The organism is Prosthecobacter fluviatilis (genome assembly GCF_042655725.1).
Taxonomy (GTDB): Bacteria; Verrucomicrobiota; Verrucomicrobiia; order Verrucomicrobiales; family Verrucomicrobiaceae; genus Prosthecobacter; species Prosthecobacter fluviatilis.
On sequence record NZ_JBHSMQ010000003.1, the window covers coordinates 336,442 to 357,291 of the forward strand.

4 protein-coding genes are annotated in these 20,850 nt (G+C 63.5%); 3 read left to right on the forward strand and 1 reads right to left on the reverse strand.

Annotated features, from left to right (window positions below; translation table 11 throughout):
• Positions 1–642: 642 nt before the first annotated feature.
• Positions 643–16,692, reverse strand: coding sequence for an autotransporter-associated beta strand repeat-containing protein (locus ACFQDI_RS10130; RefSeq protein ID WP_377166078.1), 16,050 nt, complete (start codon positions 16,690–16,692; stop codon positions 643–645).
• A 276-nt stretch (positions 16,693–16,968) separates the two neighbouring features.
• Between ACFQDI_RS10130 and ACFQDI_RS10135 the strand changes: the two genes are divergently transcribed.
• The 3 genes from ACFQDI_RS10135 to ACFQDI_RS10145 all read left to right on the forward strand — a co-directional run bounded on the left by ACFQDI_RS10135 (position 16,969) and on the right by ACFQDI_RS10145 (position 20,663).
• On the forward strand, positions 16,969–18,516 hold the full coding sequence (locus ACFQDI_RS10135; RefSeq protein WP_377166080.1) for a sulfatase: 1,548 nt from the start codon (positions 16,969–16,971) through the stop codon (positions 18,514–18,516).
• 78 nt (positions 18,517–18,594) lie between these two features.
• The gene (locus ACFQDI_RS10140) at positions 18,595–20,076 is read left to right on the forward strand and encodes a sulfatase family protein (RefSeq protein ID WP_377166081.1); all 1,482 of its coding nucleotides are present in this window, start codon (positions 18,595–18,597) and stop codon (positions 20,074–20,076) included.
• Positions 20,073–20,663: a hypothetical protein gene (locus tag ACFQDI_RS10145; protein WP_377166083.1), complete on the forward strand. Its 591-nt coding sequence runs from the start codon at positions 20,073–20,075 to the stop codon at positions 20,661–20,663. The genes ACFQDI_RS10140 and ACFQDI_RS10145 overlap by 4 nt, the downstream gene beginning before the upstream one ends.
• The last annotated feature ends 187 nt before the right edge of the window (positions 20,664–20,850 follow it).

Genomic DNA, 20,850 nt, shown 5'->3' on the forward strand with positions numbered 1-20,850 from the left:
AGGCCCTGCCTCAGCTCTGAAGCGTCGGCCCAGCCCCTTTTGGGCTGGTGCTGGGCGGTGCGTTGGAGGCGGCCAGGGAAAGGAGCTGCTCTCAATAGTTCGTGGTATGATACCACGCACAGCTGAAAACGGGTCTCATGGGTGAAAGCCAGCATTCCATGCGGCCAGCCAGCGCTCCGGAGGAGTGGGATCGTCCCGATCCCACACGTTCCGCATCGCCCTGCGCCCTCGCAGATCCACGAACACGCTGCAGGTGGGGGGATCAAGATGATCCCCCTCCGTCGGCTCGTGCCTCCACCTTCAGACCCTTTTTCAACGCATCGTGGTGTGATACCCAAATCAGCGGAAAACGAGTCTGAACAGTCGCGCAAATCGATTCAGGGAGGCCCGCAGGGTGCAGATGATCTCGCAGCCTCTCCCGCGCTCCTTCAGAGCGCGTCCTTGAGCGAGAATGTTGCGGATCCAACACCCAGGGCTGACTCCTGCGGACCTTTGGCCCGCAGCGCTGGGCCTTGGCGAGCCTGACTGCCCCATTCTCTTCAGACCCGGTTTCAACTATTCATGCTCTGATTCACAGGTGGGATCTTCTTGATCCGCAGTCTGGGAGGATGGGAACGCTGGATGATGGAAGGGCGTGCGGCTTCAGCGAGATGAGCGCCGACGGCGAAGCATAAGGCCGACAAGACCGAGCAGGAGGAAGAGTGCGCGTGAGGGCTCTGGCACGACGACGATGAGGCCATAGGTGGTGAAGGCTGTGGTGTCCCAAGACATGCCGGATGCCGAGAGGTCCGGGAGGCTGAAGTCGGTGCTGGCATTGAAGCTGCCGCTGTAGGAAGTCCAGTCGATGAGGTTGAACACGTCTCCAAGCTGAGGTCCGTGTGCGGTGTAGCCATTGTCGAGAATGGTGATGGTCCCGGCTCCTGTGCCGAGAGAGAGGGAGCCTGCGCCCAGATTGATGAAATCATGATTGCCAGGAGTGGCACTGTTCCACACGGCCAGGCTGGAACTGCCGATGCCCTGAAGATAGGCAAGAGCGGTGGTCGCGGTGCCGCCAAGGCCGTCGTGAAAAGCCCCGTCATAGAAAACGCCGGAGGCCTGCGTGGTGGGAGCGGAGATGCTGAGCTCGATCCTGGCGCCGTCACTGACGGTCAGAGTGCTGGTGACGGCGGTGAAGGTGAGGGTCTGATTGCTCGTGGCTGTGTCGCCCATGCCAGGAGCAAGAACGGCACCGCTGCTGATCACGGTGGCGCCGGCAATGGTGCCGGAGCCTGAGAGCCTGCTGCCGGTGTTGGTGACGGTGACGCTGCCAGTGCCGGTGCCGGAACCGGAAGTGTTGTCGATCTGGAGTGTGCCGCCGGAGACTGTGGTGCCGCCGGAGTAGGTGCTGGCACCGCTGAGGATCTGTGTGCCCGCACCTGTCTTGGTGACTGTGCCGCTGCCGCTGATGATGCCGCCGTAAGAGAGGCTGCCAAAGCGGTTGTAGACCAGGGCAGCGTTGTTGACGATGCTGAGGCTGCTGGTGATCGTGCCGTCGTTGCCGCTGGTGCCGTCTCCCAGCTGCAAGGTGCCTGCGCTGATGGTGGTGGTGCCTGAATAGGAGTTGCTGCCCGTGAGGGTCATGGTGCCGGTGCCCTGCTTGGTCAATCCGCCGGAGACGCCGCTGAGGGTCCCTCTGAAGGTGGTGCTGGCATTGTCGGCACCGGTGTTGAGAGTCTTTGCCCCAAGGGTGACGCTGGAATCAGCCCCCCCTGAGAGAGATGCGATGGTGGCGGAGGCGGGGGTGACGCCGCTGATGTCGAAGACGGAGCCGGAGCCGGTCACGGTGACGGCTGTGGAAGCCGCGGTGCCTGAGGCACTGAGGGCCAGGGTGCCGGAGGAGATGGTGGTCGATCCCGAGTAGGTGTTGACGCCCGTCAGAGTCAGGGACCCGCCGCTGATGACGAGGCTCACCTTTCGTGTGCCGCTGCCAACGGCGTTCTGAATGACGCCTGCATAAAGCTGGGCGGCGCCTGTGATGGTCAAGGTGGAGTCGGATGTGGTGGAGCTGTTCCCAATGGTGGCCGTGCTTGATCCGCCTTTGACGATGCCGACCAGGGACTGATTGAAGCCTGCGAGATCGAACGTGCCCGCGGACACGGAGCCGATGGTGAGGGTGGCGGTGGTGGCAATGCCGTTATTGGCGCCGATGGCGGTGGTGTCCTGGTTGTTGACGAGACTGGTGTAGCCCGTACCGCCTCCGGAGAACACCACGGTGCCGAGGCGAGCGGTGACGGCGACCGAAGAGGTGATGACGCCCGTCACATTCAACACGGTGCCGGCGGTGGGCGCGGCGAAATGGCCGCCGGCCGCGGCGGCGGCGCTGATGGTGATGGGGCCGGAAACGGTGGCCGTTCCGGCGGCGGTCCCCGCCTCAATGATGCCTCTGCCGGAGGCGCTGTTGTTGGCGCCGATGGTGATGGCGTTGGAGAAGGTGAGGCCGGTGCCAACCACGAGGCGCACGCCGGAAGTGGCGAAGGTGACAGCGCCGCTGCTGAGGGCGCCGGCGTTGTCGATCTGGATGATGCCATTGCTGATGGTGGTGCCGCCGGTGAAAGTGCTGGCGGTGCTGAGGGTGAGAGTGCCGGTGCCGGTTTTGATGAGCGCGAGGACCGCGCTGCCGCCGGTGTTTTGAAGCACGCCGCCGAAGGTGCTGGAGGCGTTGTTGGCACCGACGGTGAGTGTGCTGGTGGTACCGGCGGCGAGATTGTCCACGGTGCCGGTGCCACTGAGGCCGTTCACGGTGTCGCTGAATCCGTTCATGTTCAGCAGGCCGTTGGTGGTGACGAAACTGCCTTTGCCGGAACCGTCCGGGAGGACGTTGCTCGCGCCGAGCTGGATGGTGCCGCCGCCCACGGCGAAGGTGGTGTCGCCGGCGTAGGCGTTGGTGCCGTCGAGGATGAGAATGCCGGCGGTGGATTTGACCAAGGCGCCGCCCGCATTGAAGTCGGCGAGGTTTTTGAGCGTGCCCTGCTGGAGATTGAAGGTGGTCACGAGATTGCCGGAGGCGCCGATGGTGCCGCCGGTCATGTCGAGGACACCGCCATTGAGGGTGAGGGTGGAGGTTTCCGTGCCGGTGCCGTTGGTGGCGGCGATGTTGCCGTCCACGGTGAGGGTACCGCCGTTGATGATGATGGAATTGCTCACGGCATTGAGCGCATTGGCGGTGGTGTTGCCCATGGTGAGGTTGCCGGTGATGCGGAGGGTGCCGCTGTTGAGATTGATGGTGGCGATGCCCAAGGTGGCGATGGTGGCCGCGGCGGTGGCCGAATTGACGGCCATGTTCAGAGTGCCAATGGTGGTGGTGGAACCATTGATGTTCATGACGGCGGAGGTGCCGCCCAGGGCGGAGGTGCCGCTGAGGGTGCTGACGCCCATGTTGAGGGTGGTGATGTTCACCGTGCCGGTGCCGGCAATGTTGAGCGTGGCCTGTGTGCCGCTGGTGGCGGTGGCACCGCTGACGCTGAGAGAGCCCATGCTCAGAGTGGTCACTGTGACGGTGCCCTGACCGCTGATGTCGAGGGTGGAGACGGCGCTGCCGGAGGAGTTTGCGGTGGAGGCGGAGTTGGTGCTCATGTTCACGGTCGTGAACGTGGCGGTGGTGCCGGCGGTGGTGCCGCCAATGGTGAGAGAGCCGGTGACGTTTCCAGTGGTGAGGCTGGAGCCGCCACGGCTGGCGAGAGTGACCGTGGTGGCGGCGAGGGTGCCGGTGTCGAAGGTGAATGTGGAGGTGGCGCTCTGGGTGGTGGCGGTGGCGGTGGGCGCACGCGAGGCGATGGTGAGCGTGCTGGCGAGGATGTCCACGCTGTTGCCAGCAAAGAGGGCGGATGCGGTGAGGGCGGTGTTGGTGCTGCCGGTGGTGTTGATCAAATTGATGGTGGTGGCGCCGGTGCCATTGACGGCACGCAGCTTCAAAGTGCCCGAGCCCACGGCGAAATTGACCACCCCGCTGCCGCGGGCGGAGGTGGTGCTGGTGGAGACGCCGCCGATGTTCAGGACGTCTGCGTTGAGAGTGGTGACGCCGGTACCGAGCGTCAAGGTGGAGGTGCCGGCGTGAGCGGTGGAAGCGCCCACATCCACGACGGAGGCGGTGATGGTGCTGGCGGGGGCGAGCAGGATTTTGACGGTGTCCGAGACGGTGCCTGAGTCCGCGCTGCCGAGACGGAAGGCACCACCGCCGAGATTGGCGAGGAAAGTGCCGAGACCTGTCATGTCCAGGGTGGTGGTGCTGGCGACGGTGCTGCCGCCGCCGACGCGGAACGTGGCTCCCGAGGAGGAGGCGTCCCAGGTGCCGACGCCCGCGGATGAACCGGTGACGTTCAGAATGGAGGTGGTGGTGCCCGAGGTGGTGGAGGCGCCGACGAACACGTCGTTGCCGGTGTAGAGGGTCATGCCCGAGCCGATCCTGATGATGCTGGCGGAGGAGGAATTGCTCTGTGCGATCAAGCCGCCGCCAAAGCTGGCGCTGACGGCGGTGAGGTCCAAAGTGCCGACGGTGGTGATGGCGCTGGAGGTGCCGAACACGAGGGTGTTGGTGACTGCAGCGAGGTTTTGCTGCGTGTCAAAAACCAAGGTACCCTGGTTGATGACGGTGCTGCCGCTGTAAGTGTTGAGTCCGGACAGACGCAGGGTGCCGGCACCGGATTTGGTGATGCCAAAGCCGGCACCGCCGTCATCGATGACACCTGCGAGGGTGAGAGTTTTTGAGGTCACTCCGATGGTGGAAGAGCTGAGCAGGGTGACGGCTCCGGTGCCGGTGCTGAGGTCGTTGGAGCCGATGAAGGTGAAGCTGCCGTTCAAGTTCAGCGGATTGTTGTTCAGGGTCAGCGCTGCGCCGAAGGTGTTGTCAAACGAGCCGCCGCTGAGGGTGAAGGCCTGGCTGCCAATGGCGCCGGACTGGCCGATGTTGAGCGTGCCCGCGGTGAGACTGACACCGCTGCTGATGGTGTTTGCGCCGCCCAAGGTCAGGGTGCCGCCAGTGACGTCCACCGAGCCGGTGATGGAGCTGCTGCCACTGATGGTGGCGGTGCCGGAGGAGATGCTGAAGCCGCCGCCAATGGTGTTTGTGGCTCCGCCAAAGGTCGCGGTGCCGGCTGTGACCGAAAGGCTGCCGCCGATGGTGATGCCGCCGCTCAAAACGAGCGTCCCAGCGCCGGACTTGGTGAGCGAGCGAGTGTTTCCTGCATCGCTGATGGAACCGCCGGCAGTGAGCGTGCTGGCGCTGGTGGTGACGGTGGTGTTGGCAGCAAGCGTGACAGCGCCGGAGCCGAGATTGAGGGCATTGGCTCCGGCAAAGGTGAAGCTGCCATTCCAGACCATGGCGTTGGCGGCGGCCGCCAGGCTGACCGTGGAGCCTGAGGTGTTGTTGAGAGTGGTGAGCGCACCGATGGTGAAGGTGCCGGTGCCGAGGGCGCTGTTTGCATTGATGTTGAGCGTGCCGCCGGAGAGGGTGAAGCCGCCGGCGCCGGTGTTGCCAGTGCTGCTGAGGGTGAGGACTCCGGAGCCGGACTTGTTGATGAGGGCATCGATGGACACCGTGCCGCTGACGAGAAGGGAGGCACCTGTGCCATCCACGTTCCATGTCTGAGAGGTCACATTGGAACTGGAGGCAACCACAGGCGCACTGATGGTGATGGCGCCTGCATTGGCAGCGACGAGAATGCCGCCGGAGGTGCTGCTGGGAGCGAGGGTGAGGGTTCCTGTGGTTCCCTGATTGATCGTGACCGCAGTGACGCCCGAGGGGGAGGCGATGAACTGCAGGCCATCGATGGTGTAGCTGCCGTCCAGGGTGGTGGTGATGGCGGGACCGGTGGCATTGGTGGCGCTGAAGATAACGGTGTCTGTGGTGGTCGGGACGGTGGCGTAGTTGATGGTGCCGGCGGCGTTGGTGGCCCAGTTGGTCAAGGGGCCGGCATTGATGGTGGCCCAGGAAGTGGTGGGCTGGCTGCCTGTCCAGTAAACGGGGACGTAGGACACGACGTCGAGAGTGACGAGGGTCGCGCTGGTGTTGAGGGTGTAATTGAACCCGACCGGCGCGGTGCCGAGGGCAAAGGTGGCCTGATCGAGCCCGCCTGCGGCCGAGATGAGACTGTAGGTGCCGCTTCCAAAGCCGGAGAGGCTGAAGAAGTCGAGGGTGATGGTACCGCTGACCACGGCGGCGACTGAGCTGATGATCTGATCGCTGGTGCCGGAGGCTCCCAGCTCGAAACCAAGGCGTGCGCCGCCAACGGCCTGAAGGGCGCCGGAGGTGAGGGCGAGGGCCTGGGTGCTGCCGTTTTGGAAGCTCATCACGCCGGTGGAAGCGACGGAGAGCGCACTGATGCCGCCGGTGCCAAAACCGGCCTGCAAGGTGCCGTCATTCACGAAGACGGCACTGGCGCCGCTGTTCCAGCCGTTGGTGCCGGAGATGATGACGGTGCCGGCGCCGGTTTTGATGAGATTGCCGGTGCTGGAGCTGCTGATGCCGCCGGAGAAGGTGAGAACTCCGGTGGCGCTGGCGGTCTCAACGGTGCCGCCGGAGGAGCCGAGGGTGAGCACACGCGCGGTGGTGAGGTCCGTGGAACCGGACCCGGAATAGCTGAGGGTGCCGCCATTGATGCCGATGGTGTTGGTGGCGGAGGCATTTCCCAGACTGGCGCTGGTGGCGAAGGAGAGCCTGCCGCCATTGACATTGACGGCGCCGCTGAAGGTGCTGGCGGAATTGAGCGTGACAGTGTCCGCCGTGGTCTTGGTGAGGCCCACGCTGCCGGAGAGGATGGCGCTGACGGTGCCATTGCGCAGATCAAAATTTGAGGTGGAGGTGAGCACGCCGGTGGTGCCGGTGATGAGGCCGCCCTGAAGGGAGACGGTGCCGACGGTGTTGGAAAAAGTCGAGAGGTCGAACGTGCCGCCATTCACCGTCACGTTTCCTGTGGCGAGGAGGGTGTTGCCGGCCCCCAGAGCGAGTGTGCCTGCAGTGACGGTGGTGCCGCCGGCATAGGTGTTGGCACCGGAGAGCGTGAGCGTGCCGGCTCCGATCTTGGTCAAGCCGCCGGAGGTGTTGGCCGTGGCGAGCGCGCCGAGGGTGACGGACGCGCCTGTGCCGCCACCGCCAGTGAGCGTGACTGTGGGTGTGGTGCCGCTGACATAGGTGCCCGGCGAGGTGATGACGATGCCGGTGACGACTCCGCCACTGATGAGGGCGTAGCCTGCGGCGGGAGTGCCGCCGGCCACCAGACCTGCGCTGCTGAAGACAACTGCGGGTGCGCCGATGTAGCCGGTGCCGCCGACGACGGTCATGTCTGCCTGAGTGACCCCGACGCCGGTGGCGGCGGTGAGGGGCTGATTGAGGGAGCTGTTGAAGCCGTTGGTGTCAAAGACCAGGCCGCCATTGAAGGAGGGAGCGCCGGAGATGGCGTGGTTGTCAACAGAACCGAAGAGAGTGGAGGTGTAGGTGATGCCGGCATTTGAGACCGGCACCCAGTTGGAGATCGCGGCGGTGGTTTTCAAGGTGCCGCCGGCGAAATTGAGGTAGGCATTGTTGGCACCTGTGGGATTGACGCTGGAGGAGATGGCCACGCCGACGCTGAGCGTGCCGGCGGCCAGATTGACGAAGCCGGAGTTGCCACTGTCATTGGTGGTGCTGTTGCCAAAGCGCACAGGCTGCGCGCCGGTGATGACACTGCCGCCCGCGACATTTAGAACGCCGTAGGTGCCGCCGACGGTGGTGCTGTCCATGAACAAGGCGAACGGGTTGGTGGAGCCGGTGTGGTCGATGACGCCGGTGTCGGCGACGGTGATCTGTCCGAGGCTGTAGCCATTGATGAACCATTCGGCATTGGTGTGGTCGAGAAAACCGGTGCCGCCGACAAAGACGACGCCTGCGGAGGAGGTGGCGGGGTTCAAAGCGCTGCCGAGATTGGGGGCGCCGTTGACGTCGAAGCGGTTGCCTGCCCTGAAGACGCCGCCGGTGAGATTGAAGTAACCGTAGGAGCCCGCCGCCCTGGCAACATACTGAGCATTGCCGATGCCGGGCGCGATGGTGACGGTGCCACCGGTCTGATTGTAAACGGCGGCGCATCCGGCGAAGTTGCCGCCGGTGATGGCAAAGAGGGTCATGTCGCCGCTGACATTCACAACGGTGCTGTTTGCCGTGGCGCCGTAAGCGAGCGTGGGGGTGGTGGTGTTGCCGATGAGGGAGCCGGTGATGTTGAGGACGCCGTTGTTGACGGTGGTGTTGCCGGCATAGGTATTGGCGCCGCTGAGGGTGAGGGTGCCGGTGCCGTTTTTGACAAGGGCCAGGTTGGCAACGCCTCCATTTTGCAGGACGCCTGCGAAGGTGGTGGAGGAGTTGTCTCCGCCCACGGTGAGGGTGGCGGCAGTGGCCGGGCTGCCGTTTTCAACGATGGCACCCGCAGCCCCCGAGAGGGAAGCAACGGTGTTGCTGAAGCCATTGAGCTGGATCCTGCCTGCGGCTCCGACGACCACAGCAGAGTTTGCGCTGAAGGCGGTGGCGGAACCGGCGCGCAGGGTGCCGCCTGTGATGGTGGTGATGCCGTTGTAGGTGGAGGCATTGGCGGTGGTGAGCTGCAGGGTGCCGTCACCGAGCTTGGTGAGACTGAAACCATTGCCGGTGACACCGCCGGAGACATTGAGGACTGTCGCCGCGTCTGCGACGGTCCAGCTCTGGGAGGCGGCGAGAATGACGGGAGCCGAGATGGTGACAGCGGCGGGAGCGCCGGCCTGAAGAGTGATGCCACTGGCGGAAGACGTGGGTGTCAATGTGAGCGAGCCACCGGTGCCCGGGGCGATGGTGATCGCAGTCAAGGGCCCGGAGCCGACATTGCTGCTGAAGGTGAGGTCTTTGACATTGAAAGCTCCATCCAGCGTGGTGCTGAGGGAGGTGCTGCTGAGGCCATTGGCGCTGAAGATCACGCTGCTGTTCACCCCAGGAGTGCCCAGGACGTTTGACGTGCCTGCAAGATCGGAGGTGAAGTTTGAGGAGGCGCCGCTGAATGCGGTCCAGCTGCCGCTGACGGCACCTTTCCAGTAGAAGTCTCCGGTGGAAGCCGTGGCCGTGAGCTGGACGAGGCTGTCTGTGCTGGAGAGGGAGAAAGTGTAGCCCGCCATCTGGGAGGAAGCGGAGCTGAGGGCGTAAGTGGCGCCGCTCAGGCCGCTGGTGGCTGAGAGCAAGGTGTAAACACCGGGGCCGAAACCACCGAGCCCGGTGAGCCTGAAGTTTACCGCATTGGCGGCGGTGGCAGCGCCGGTGAGAGAGAGGGAGTCGTAGTTGCTCGTGGAGCCGAGATCCATGCCCAGAGTGGCGGCTCCGGTGCCAGCGCCGAGGTTCAGGCTGGTGAGGTGCAGTGTCTGGCCCACGGTGTTGAAGGTGTTGAATGTGGCACCGGCGGCGACGCTGAGACTGGCCAAAGCGGGAGCGGTGGCGGCGGAGCCGGTGATGTTCAATGTACCGGCACTGACGGTTGCGGAGCCGAAGTTCAAACTGGCCGAGCTCAGGGTCAGTGCGGAGGTGGCGCTGTTCTGGATCACAGCAGCCACGTTGGCGCCGATGTCCGCACTGATGGTGGTGGCGGCGGTAGCGGTGCCCGAGTTGGTGATGGTGCCGATGTTGTTGAGGGCGTTGGTGCCCAGGGTGATGCCGCCCGTGGTGCCGGTGTTGCTGATGACCACATTGCCGGTGCCGGTGATGCCGCCATTGAGCTGGGCGCTGCCGGTGGTCGAAGTCTTGCCGATGACGAGGTCATGGCTGTTCAGGGTGACGGAGCCGTTCCAGATCACACTGGCGGTGCCGGTGCCGAGGATCATGGTGGCAATGCCGGTGTTGCCGGAGGCGACGGTGACGGGCTGCAGGTAGGTGAGCGAATTGGTCACCTGCAGGGTGGCATTGGACGCACCCGAGGAATCGCCGATGGTGATCCCATTGGCGCTGCCGCCGAAGGTGCTGGCATTGTTGCCGCCGATGACGGTGCCCGCCTTGATGAGGAGGCCGGAGGTCCACAGATTGGCGACTGCGCCGAGCGTGAGGCTGGAGGTGAGGCTGTTTTGGATGACGCCGGTGACATTGGCGCCGATGACGGAGCTGATGGTGGTGGTGGCGGTAGCGGTGCCCGAGTTGGTGATGGTGCCGGTGTTGTTGAGGGTGTTGGTGCCCAGGGTGATGCCGCCCGTGGTGCCGGTGTTGCTGATGACCACACTGCCGGTGCCCGTGATGCCGCCATTGAGCTGGGCGCTGCCGGTGGTCGAAGTCTTGCCGATGACGAGGTCATGGCTGTTCAGGGTGACGGAGCCGTTCCAGATCACACTGGCGGTGCCGGTGCCGAGGATCATGGTGGCAATGCCGGTGTTGCCGGAGGCGACGGTGACCGGCTGCAGGTAGGTGAGCGCAGCGGTCACCTGCAGGGTGGCATTCGAGGCGCCTGAGGAATCACCGATGGTGATGGTGTTTGAGCTGTCACCAAAGGTGCTGGCATTGCTGCCACCGATGACGGTGCCCGCCTTGATGACGAGGCCGGAGGTCCACAGATTGGCGACGCCCCCCAGGGTGAGGCTGGAAGTGAGGCTGTTCTGGATGACGCCGGTCACGTTGGAGCCGATGACGGAACTGATGGTGGTGGTGCCGGTGGCCAGGCCGCTGTTGGTGATGGTGCCGGTGTTGTTGATGGTGGTGCCGGACAGGGTGATGGTGCCGGTGGTGGCATTGTTGCTGATGATGACATTTCCGGAACCGGTGATGCCGCCGGTGATGGAGGATGCGCCCGAGGTGCCTTCCTTGGCGATGATGAGATCTTTGTTCAAAGTGATGCCGCCGCTGAGAACCGGAGCGCCCGTGGTGGTGCCGAGGAAGATCGTGGCGGTGCCGGTGCTGCCGGCCGCGACCACGATGGGGTTGGCGTAACCGGAGGCGGTATTGAAGAAGGTGACGCTGGCATCTGCACTGCCGGAGGTGTCTCCGAGAGTGATCACGTTGGTGCTGGCACCGAAGGTATTGGAATTGTTGCCGCCGATGACGGAACCGGCCTTGATGGTGATGCCGCCGGTGAAGGTGCTGGCGGTGGCTCCCAGGGTCAAAGTGCCGAGGCCAGCTTTGACGATGGCGATGTTGTTTTCATTGGCCCCTGCCCCGCCGATCAAACCTGCATAGGTGGTGTTGGTGTTTTGACTGATGGTGAGAGTCGAGACCGTGCTGTTTCCGCCGACGAGGGAAGCCCCGGCAACGGCGCTCAAGTCGGTGATTGCCTGATCCGCCACGGTCGTGCCTCCCAACTGCAAGACCCCGGTGCTGCCCAAGCTGAGGCCGGCTGTGGTGGGCAGACGGTTGGCACCGCCGTCGAGGATCAAACGGCCGGCGCTGATGGTGGAGGCTCCTGTGAAGGTGGAGACGGCGTTGAGGGTGAGGGAGCCGGCGCCGATCTTGGTGAGGCCGCCGACGCCGCTGTTACCGATGGCGCTGGCGAAAGAGATATTGTTGCCATTGGTGTCAAACGTCACCCCACCGGAACCCACGGTGATGGTTTTTGAGGAGGGGTCGTAAACTCCGGAGAACTGGAGGCCGCCGCCGAAGAAGTTCAAGCTGCCGGTGCCGAGCTTGCCGAGTGCGTCCGCCTGGACGAGGCCGAGATTGACATAGAGATCGGTGAAGGTGTTTCCGGCGCTGCCTAGCACGAGCGTGCCTGCGCCTGACTTCACGAGGGCTGCGGTGGTGGTGAGGGCTGAGTTCAATGTGAGCGACCCCGAGGCATTGGTGACGTAGGCGTAGTAGGGCGTGCCGCCGGTGGTGAGGGCGGTGAAGCCGCCGATGACGTTGGCCACCGCATTGGCGGAAAGGATGGCGCCGCTGGTGATCTGCAGACCACGGGAAGGCCCGGTGAGGGTGATGCCCGAGGCTGCGTCCACGAGCAAAGAATTGATGACGGTGGCCGAGCCGGCGAGCGTCGCGCCGGTGGTAAAACGGACATTGTTTGTGGTGACGCTGGCGAGCGCATTGAAGCCGGCGGCTTCCTGGACGTACTCCGTGGCGATGTTGAGAGTGCGCAGCCCGAGGGTGCCATCGACGAATGTGACGAAGGAGTTGCCGACATTGGTGGCGGCCACGGGTGCGGCGGCGGTGCTTTCACCGATGAAGAAGGGGTAGATGCTGAAGTTGGTCTGACCCGTGACTGCACCGGCGAGACCTCCGCCGATGGAGCCGCCGGGATCCACACTGAAAACGATCCTGCCGCCCTGGGTGGCCACGGTGTCGAAGCTGCGGGCAAGGAGGAGGGCGGTGGAGAAATTGTTGCGAACCAGAGGTGCGGCGTCGTTGAATCTCAGGCCTCCGATGCGGGAGGCGGCGGTGCCGTCTGCGGTGATGGTGTTCTGCCCGGCGTTGAGGGTCAGAACGCCCACGGTTTCGAGAGAGGTCGAGGTGCCGCCGTTGCGCGAGGCATAAAGGCCGAGGCCGCCTGCGGTGTTGCTCATTGTCACAGGGGTGGCGTCGGGAATACGGTTGATGCCGGAAGTCTGGTCATTGTTCAACTGCACCGAACTGCCAGTGCCACTGATCACGATGGCGTTGAGTGCGGTCCCGAACTGAGTGACGTTGCCGTTCATGAGCCAGATGCCCTGGTTGATCTGGAGGGTGCCGACAAAGCCGCTGCCTCCGTTGGCGGAGTAGGTCAGCGTGGATGCACCGGATTTTATGAGGGTGGTGGTGGCATCGCCCGAAAATAGCCCCGCATAGGTGGCGGCCGTCGTTTGATTGATGATCAGAGTGCTGCCCGCGCCAAGCGCCACCGTGGAACCGCCGTGGGAGCCGGTATTGCCACCGGTGAGGCTGCCGACGATTTCAGTGGTGCCGCCTGCCAGGCTGAAGACGACAGCGGAGCCCACGGCTCCAAGCGTCAGAGCCTGGCTGTCTCCGACAGCAAAGCCGCCGGAGGCGATGACGGTGCCGCCCAGGACGCTGAAAGCGCCGGTGGCATTGTTATACCCACTGAGAGCCAAGGTGCCTGCACCGCCCTTGGTGATGAGAGTGGCGCCGGTGATGGCCGATGAAACGGAGAGAGACTGGGAGAGGCTGTCCGTGGTGAAGATCAACTCGTTCCCGATGTTGCCGGCAAGGCGGCCGCCGCTGATGGTGGTGACGCCGGCGCCGGAAGTCTGGAGAATGCCGCCGCTGTCGATGCGCAGCAGACCACCTGCGGTGATGACGACATTGGAGGCGCCGGAGGAATTGAAGCGCAGGCTCGTGATGCCCGTCTCTGTGTCGAGTGTGCCGGTGAAACCTGCCGAATCCGAAATGTTCTGCCCGGCCGACCAGCCGGTGACCACGTCCTGAAGGGTGGAGGTGGCAGCGATGATGTTGCCGCCGGACACCGTGCCAAAGGAAGTGACGCCGCCGCTTGTCACGGTGAGCCAGCCGCCGCCGGTGCCGACCAGGCCGGTGGTGGCGTCGTTGGTGGTGGAGGTGAGCACTCCATTGGAGGAGCTCTGGACACCGGAGGCGAGATTGATGCGCAGCAGGCCCGCGCCGGCTGCACGGGTGAGAGCGCCGAGATTGAGCACCAGGCTCTGGCCTGCACCGGGATTGAGAGTGATGCCGGACTGCGCGCCTGCGGCAAAGGTGGTGCTGGCGACCACCTGTGAGGTGGCGGCAGAAGCATTGCCATTGAGGACGAGGCTGCCGCCCAGGAGTGAAAGCGCCCCGGTAGTGCTGATTTTGGCGGTGTTGGAAGCTGTGTAGTCCAGGAGGAGGATGCCGCTGTTGAGCGTGGTGGTGCCTGTGAGACCCGAGTTGTCGCCGGTGAGCGTGAGCATTCCGCCCGCGCTGGTGCTCTGCACGACGAGCCCGGAGAAGGTGTTGTCATCGGCGAGCAGCAGATTACCGGCTCCCGATTTGGTGAGTGCGAAGGCCCCGGTGATGGGAACAAAGACCGAAAGCTCATACCCACCGACGGCCGCCACATTGGTGCTGTCTCCGACGGAGAATGTGCGTGCGGCGCTGAGGGTGATATTGCCCGTGCCGGTGCCCGTGATGACGGCGGCCTGGGGATTGCCGGTGCTCGTGTAGGTGACATTCCCGCCGAGGGTGAGGGTGGCGGTGGTGACATCGACAGTGCCCTGGGCAGCGGAGGTGGTGCTGGTGCCGCCAAAGGTGATGGCAGCGGAGGTGAAATTGTAGCCATTCAAATCCAGCAGAGCCGGCAGAGCAGCAGCACCGATGGCCAGGGTGACCGTGCCAGTGGAATTCAAGGCCTGAGCGACGCCAAAGCGCAGCGTGCCTGCGGCGATGTTTGTGCCGCCCGTCCAGCTGTTGGTGCCAGAAAGGGTCAGAATGCCGGTGCCCTGCTTGGTCAGAACGTTGGCAAGCGCCCCGGTGAACGCCACGCCACCGACCGAGCCCGAGGTGGCAAAGGTGCCGGAGAAAGTTGTCGAGGTGTTGTCACCGCCGACGGCGAGGGTTTTGACGGTGGTGGACGAATTGAAGATGGTGCCGGAGCCGGAGATGGAACCGACGGTCTCGGTCTGGCTGGCGGCCGTGGCGTTGATGTCGAGGCTGCCGGAGGCGCCGAGGATGACCGGACTCAGGTCAGGAATGCCCCCCGTGGAGGAGGTGATGCCGATCTGGAAAACGCCACCGTTGATGGTGGTGGGCCCCGTGTAAGTGGGGAGAGCCGAAAGCGCGAGTGTGCCAGCGCCTGTTTTGACCAGGCCCCCTGCCCCAGAGACAACACCGTTGAGCGTGAGAATGGTGCCGGTCTGAGAGACATCGATCGTGGCGTTGCCGCCCTGGAGGGTGTAGGTGTGCGCACCCGCTGTCGTGGCAGCGCCGCTGATGGTGCCGGTGGCACCCGTGTACTGAAGCGTGGCACCATCACGAAGCGTGACGACCGTTGTTGAGCCATTGCCGAGGCTGCCCGCACCACCTGCAGTGACACTGCTGAAGCTCAGGGTGCCACCGTTGACGAAAACAGCGCCGGTAAAGGTGTTGGCGACCGTTGTGCCGAGGGTCAGAACGCCTGTGCCGGCCTTGACGAGGGCACCGGCACCTGAAATGCCTGCATTGAGCGTCAAACCGCCGGTGTTATACTGATGGATGATCAAATCCGCCGAGCCAGCACTGGCCAGGGTGCCGGTGGAACCATTGATGGCGTAAGCATCCGAGCCGGTGACGAGAATGCCTGACTGGTTGACCGTCATGCCGAAGGTGCTGAGGTCGAGGATCTGACCGGCACCGGTGGACGTGATTTTGAGTGTGCCGGGTGTGGATGCCCCTGTCAAAACGAGGCCGCCGCTGAGTGTGTAGTTTGCCGTGGTGGTGCCGCCGGTCGTGGGCAAATCTCCGGTGTAGCCAGGGGTGCTGCCCACCGCGGTGCCGAGCCCGCTCAAAACGAATGGAGAAGAGCCGCCGGTGTTGCTGAGCCAGTTGTAGCTGCCTGCGCCGTCCGTGAAGACCGCACGCCCGGCACCGTAGATGCTGTTGGTGGGAGTGGTGGTGGTCACTCTCACGGTGGTGTTGGCCGGAGCCTGGACGAGCAAGGTGCCGCCGGAGGCGGTCGATGTGAAGGTGCCCAAGGTCAGGGTGGTGCCTGAGGTGCTGCCGTTGGCATCGACGATGATGGAACCGCCCGTGGCCCCGAGGGTGAAATTTCCAAGAGTCTGGGACACGGCCAGGCCACTCTTGCCTTTGACCGTCAGATTTCCGCCTGAAAGCGTGGTGGCGGTGGAAGCCCACATGCTGGTGGAAGCCATGTTCGAAAAATCGAGCACGATGCCGCCGCCGCTGATGATGGTGGCTCCGGAGAAGGTGCTGCTGGCCGTGGGAGCGAAGGTGAGCGTGCCGGCACCGATCTTGGTGATGGCAATGCGAGAGGCGGTGGCGGGCGAGATGGTGCCTGAAAAAGTGGTGCTGGTGTCGTCGCGGCCGATGGTGATGACGCGATTGCTGGCGGATGAGTTGTCCAAAATGCCGGCACCGCTCAACGAGCCCATGGTCAATGCCTGCTGGACGTCGAGCCTGGCACCGCTGGCGATGGTCACTGCGCTGCGCACCGGCAGCGCGGCCGTGCCATTGAGGATGAGCCTGCCGGCGTTGACGATGGTGGCGCCTGCATAGGTGTTGCTCCCCGAAATGCGCGCCGTGCCGGCGTCGTTCTTGATCAGGCTGCCGCCGGTGCCGATGACACCGGAAATGTCAATGGAGCCCGTTGCGACCGCGCCGGTACCGTTGAGCGTGAGGTCAGAGAGCGCCGAGCGCAACGTGCCGGTGATGGTGAGTGTGCCGACCGCTTCGTTGTTGGTGATCGCCAGCGTGTCCCTGAAGATGGTGCTGGCCGAAATGACGTCGAGACCGGCGCCTGTTTTGACAATGCCGGCGGAGCCAGCACTCACGTCAAAGAGCAGGGTGCCGGTGCCCAGGGTGATGGCGTAGCCGGAGCCGCTGCTGTCGCCAATATTGAGCGTGCCGAGAGTGGTGGGTTGACTCAAACTGACTGTCTGCGCTCCGCCGAGGGCAGAGTTCAAGTTTGCGATGTCATCGAGGGCGCCGGGGTAGCCCGATGCAGGCAGCCAGTTGCCGCCATCATTCCAGCTGTAAGTCCCAGCAGCGGACTGGTTCCAATAAAAGGTGGCTGCCTGCAACGGCTGGCCTACCTGCCATACCAGCAAGAGAACAAACATCCATGTGCCCAAGAAACGGCGAAAAGCGCGTAAGTAACTCATGATGAATTTTGATTGGCGGAATGGCAGGCTAAGTGATTGCGCTAGTTTTGAGCAAGCAAATGTTCAGGGGTAACAATAAAGGTTTCAGCAGTTCAACCTTTCACATAAGGTATTTCTTTACATTATCATAAAGACAGTGAGTTAATGTCGGGCGGTGGTGCTGCGCAGGTGCCCTGCCCTGAGGGCGAAGGTGTTTGGCAAGATGTCCTGTTTGCCGGCGTTTCCCCACGCCGCATGAGATTTACCTTCTTTCTGGCCACCTTCGCACTTCTCGCCCTTTCGCAGCTGCACGCAGCGCAGAGACTGAATGTTCTCTTTATGATGGCGGACGACCTGAACAACAGCCTGGGCTGCTACGGGCACCCGCTGGTGAAGACGCCAAATCTGGACAGGCTGGCGGCGCGGGGGGTGCGCTTTCAGAATGCGAACTGCCAGTTTCCGCTCTGCGGCCCGAGCCGGAACTCGATGCTGACCGGTCTGTACCCGAACAGCACGGGGATTCTGACGAACTCGCAGCTTTTCCGCCAGACGATCCCGAATGCGGTGAGTCTGCCGCAGGCTTTCCGCAGGGAGGGATACTTTGCGGCGCGCATCGGGAAGCTTTACCATTATGGCGTGCCGAACGGAATCGGCACGAACGGCCACGATGACCCGACTTCGTGGGAGCTTGAACTCAACCCTGCGGGCTGTGATCGCTTGATCGAGCATCCGGATATTTTTTCGCTGCTGCCCGGGAACTTTGGCGGGACGCTGAGCTGGCATGCCTCGCCACGGCCTGATGAGAAGCACACGGACGGCCTGCAGGCGAAGGATGCGGAGTGGGTGCTGGAACGCTGTGCGAAGGAGAAGGACCGGCCGTTTTTCCTCGCCCTCGGTTTCTTCCGGCCACACACGCCGTATGTGTCTCCGGAGAAGTGGTTCAAGGGCTACCCGGAGGCGGAGATGCCGGTGGTGCAAGGTGTGAAGGAGGATCAGGCGGACCTGCCGGCACCGGCTTTGGGGAGCTACAAGAAGGAGCAGGACAAGCTGACGGACGATCTGCGCAGGCAGGCAGTGCAGGCGTATTTTTCCGCCATCAGTTTCATGGATGCACAGGCGGGCAAGGTGCTGGATGCGCTGGACCGGCTGGGACTGGCGGAAAATACGATCGTGGTCTTTACGAGTGACCATGGCTACCATCTGGGCGAGCATGGGCTGTGGCAGAAGCAGAGCATCTTTGAGGAAAGCGCACGCGTGCCGTTGATCATCGCGGGACCTGGCGCGAAGAAGGGCGTGGTTGCGAATTCACCGGTGGGCTTGATCGACCTGTATCCGACGCTGACCGAGCTGTGTGGTGTCAAAGCTCCCGAGAATCTTCAGGGGCAGAGCCTGGTGCCGATGCTGAAAGACCCCGAGGTGAAAGGCCGCGGCTGGGTGCTGAGCCAGGTGGTGCGCGGGGGTGGATTCAAGCGCATGGGCGCGAGCGCCGCGAAGGGTGATGATGGAAAACGGATCTTTGGCTATGCACTGCGCACGGACCGCTGGCGGTACATCGAGTGGGATGAAGGCAAGGCTGGCAAAGAACTCTATGACCATGAGAAGGACCCCAAGGAGCTGACCAATCTGGCGGACAAACCTGAGCAGGCGGAGGTGCAGGCAAAGCTGGCGGAACAGCTCCGTGAGATCGTGAAGACCACCTTCCCTGCCGATGGCGTGACGCCTGCGATTCCTCAGGGCAATGTGATGTACAATCCTGAGCTGGTGGATCCTGGTGCTGCGCCGAAGAAAAAGACTCAAGAGTAGCCCTGGGATGTCAAAGTGATGCCCCATAGCCACCGTGATCCTCTGCTGACATACCGCCCGTTTTTTTTACCCTCTTCCATGAAGCCTGTTTTTCCCCTTCTCTGCTCCTTCCTCATTCTTAGTGCGTCTTTTGCCGCCGAGACTCCGAACATCGTGCTGATCAACATTGATGATCTGGGCTATGCGGACATCGGGCCGTTTGGGGCGAAGATGCCGACACCGAACCTGGACCGCATGGCGAAGGAGGGGATGAAGCTGACGAACCACTACGCCGCGCCGGTGTGCACGCCTTCCCGCGCAGCGATGATGACCGGCTGCTACCCGAAGCGGGTGCTGCCGGTGCCGCATGTGCTCTTCCCTGCGGCGGCGGTGGGGCTGAGCCCGAAGGCGACCACGGTGGCGGAGGTGCTGAAGGGTGCGGGCTATGCGACGACGTGCATCGGCAAATGGCACCTGGGCGACCAGCCGGAGTTTCTGCCGACCAATCAGGGCTTCGACAGCTACTATGGCATCCCTTATTCCAACGACATGGGGCCGGGAGCGGAGGGCTCGAAGAGCAACCCGGACCAGCCGCTGCCGAAGGCAGGTGCGAAGGGCAAAGGCAAGGCGGGTGCGGCTAAGGCCGACGCTGAGCCGGAGACCGGTATCAAGGGACCGGCGCAGCCACCGCTGCCTCTGATCGAGGACCACAATGTGGTGGAGCGTGTGAAGGCGGCGCAGCAGCACACCTTCACCCGCCGCTACACTGAGAGGGCGATGAGGTTCATCCGCGAGCATCAGAAGAAGCCTTTCTTCCTCTACCTGCCGCACAATGCGGTGCATTTCCCGCACTACCCGCATCAGGACTTCATGGGCAAATCAGGAATGAGCCTGCAGAAGGACTGGGCGATGGAGGTGGACTGGTCGGTGGGGCAGGTGCTGGACACGCTGCGTGAGCTGAAGCTGGACTCGAACACGCTGGTCATTTTCACGAGCGATAACGGCGGGCCGCTGAACCAGGGAGCGGACAACACGCCGCTGCGGGGCAGCAAGGGCAGCACGCTGGAGGGCGGCATCCGCGTGTGCACGATCGCGTGGTGGCCGGGCCGGATCCCTGCTGGCACGGAGACCAAGGCCATCACGGCGCATATGGACTGGCTGCCGACCTTTGGCGAGCTGGCACACTGCAAGAGCGTGGGGGAGCTGAAGCTGGACGGCAAGGACATCTCGCCCGTGCTGCTCGGGCAGAAGGGCGCGAGCGGGCATGATGTGTTTTATTACTATGCGGGCTTCAACCTGCAGGCGGTGCGCAGCGGTGCGTGGAAGCTGCATCTGGGGAAGAAGGAGCTCTACAACCTGGACAAGGACATCGGCGAGGCGAAGAATGTGGCGGCGGAGCATGCCGACATCGTGGCCCAACTGGAGAAGCATGCGGAGACGATGAGGGCGGACCTGGGAGACAAGACGAAGGATGCGCCCGGCGTGCGTGAGCTGGGCCGGGTGGAGAATCCGCAGCCGCTGATCAGCGCGGATGGAACGGTGCGCGAAGGTTTCAACAAGATCGCCAAGACACTGCCATGAAGTTCAAAGCCGCCCTGTTTGCCCTGATCGCCGTCTCAGCCCTGGCTGCTGATGCGCCGCTGCTGAAGGATGAGTTTTTGCCGACGAGCTTTGAAGGCCGCCGTGCCATGCGTGGGGAGTGGAAGTTTGCGGAAGGGTGCGCCACCTGCACGCAGGATGACGAACTGTACAAGAAGAACAAGGATCACGGGCCAATCCTGTTTTATGATCTGGCTTATACGGACGCGGCCATCCATTTCGCGGTGAAGCCGGATGCGGCGAACAAGACGGTGGTCTTCACGGCGAACGGCGAGAAGGGGCATGTGTTCCGGCTGGTTTTCTCCGCAGCGGGCATGGGCGTGCGGGCGTTTCCGCCGGAGGAGAAGGACCACAAGTCGATCTCGCTGGGGAATGAGAAGGCGGTGGTGCTGAAGGCGGATGCGTGGACGAAGATCCGCGTGGAGCTGCGGGGCAGCAAGGCGACAGTGACGGTGGGCGATTTTGTGAAGACGTATGAGCATGCGTCCATCGCACGCGCGAAGGCGAATCTGAGCGTGGGCTTCAGCTATGGGACGGTGAGTGTGACGGAGCTGGTGGTGGACAAGTAGGAGCGGGCTGGCGCGCAGCTACCGCTTTCTGCAGGCTGGACGGCGTGCGGAAGCCATCATGCTGCCCGAAAGCACTCACCGCATGCCGGACGGCAGGCTGTGGCCGAAGCACGTCCAAAACCCCGTGAAAGCAGTAGCTGCGATGCAGGCCTGCGCCTTGCATCTTCGCGACCGCACTCCAAATGCT

What these genes read in the sequence shown, in the direction of transcription:
- ACFQDI_RS10130 (WP_377166078.1), bottom strand. Translation starts at nt 16,692, where the DNA reads ATGTTTGTTCTCTTGCTGGTATGGCAGGTAGGCCAGCCGTTGCAGGCA.
- ACFQDI_RS10135 (WP_377166080.1), top strand. Translation starts at nt 16,969, where the DNA reads ATGAGATTTACCTTCTTTCTGGCCACCTTCGCACTTCTCGCCCTTTCG.
- ACFQDI_RS10140 (WP_377166081.1), top strand. Translation starts at nt 18,595, where the DNA reads ATGAAGCCTGTTTTTCCCCTTCTCTGCTCCTTCCTCATTCTTAGTGCG.
- ACFQDI_RS10145 (WP_377166083.1), top strand. Translation starts at nt 20,073, where the DNA reads ATGAAGTTCAAAGCCGCCCTGTTTGCCCTGATCGCCGTCTCAGCCCTG.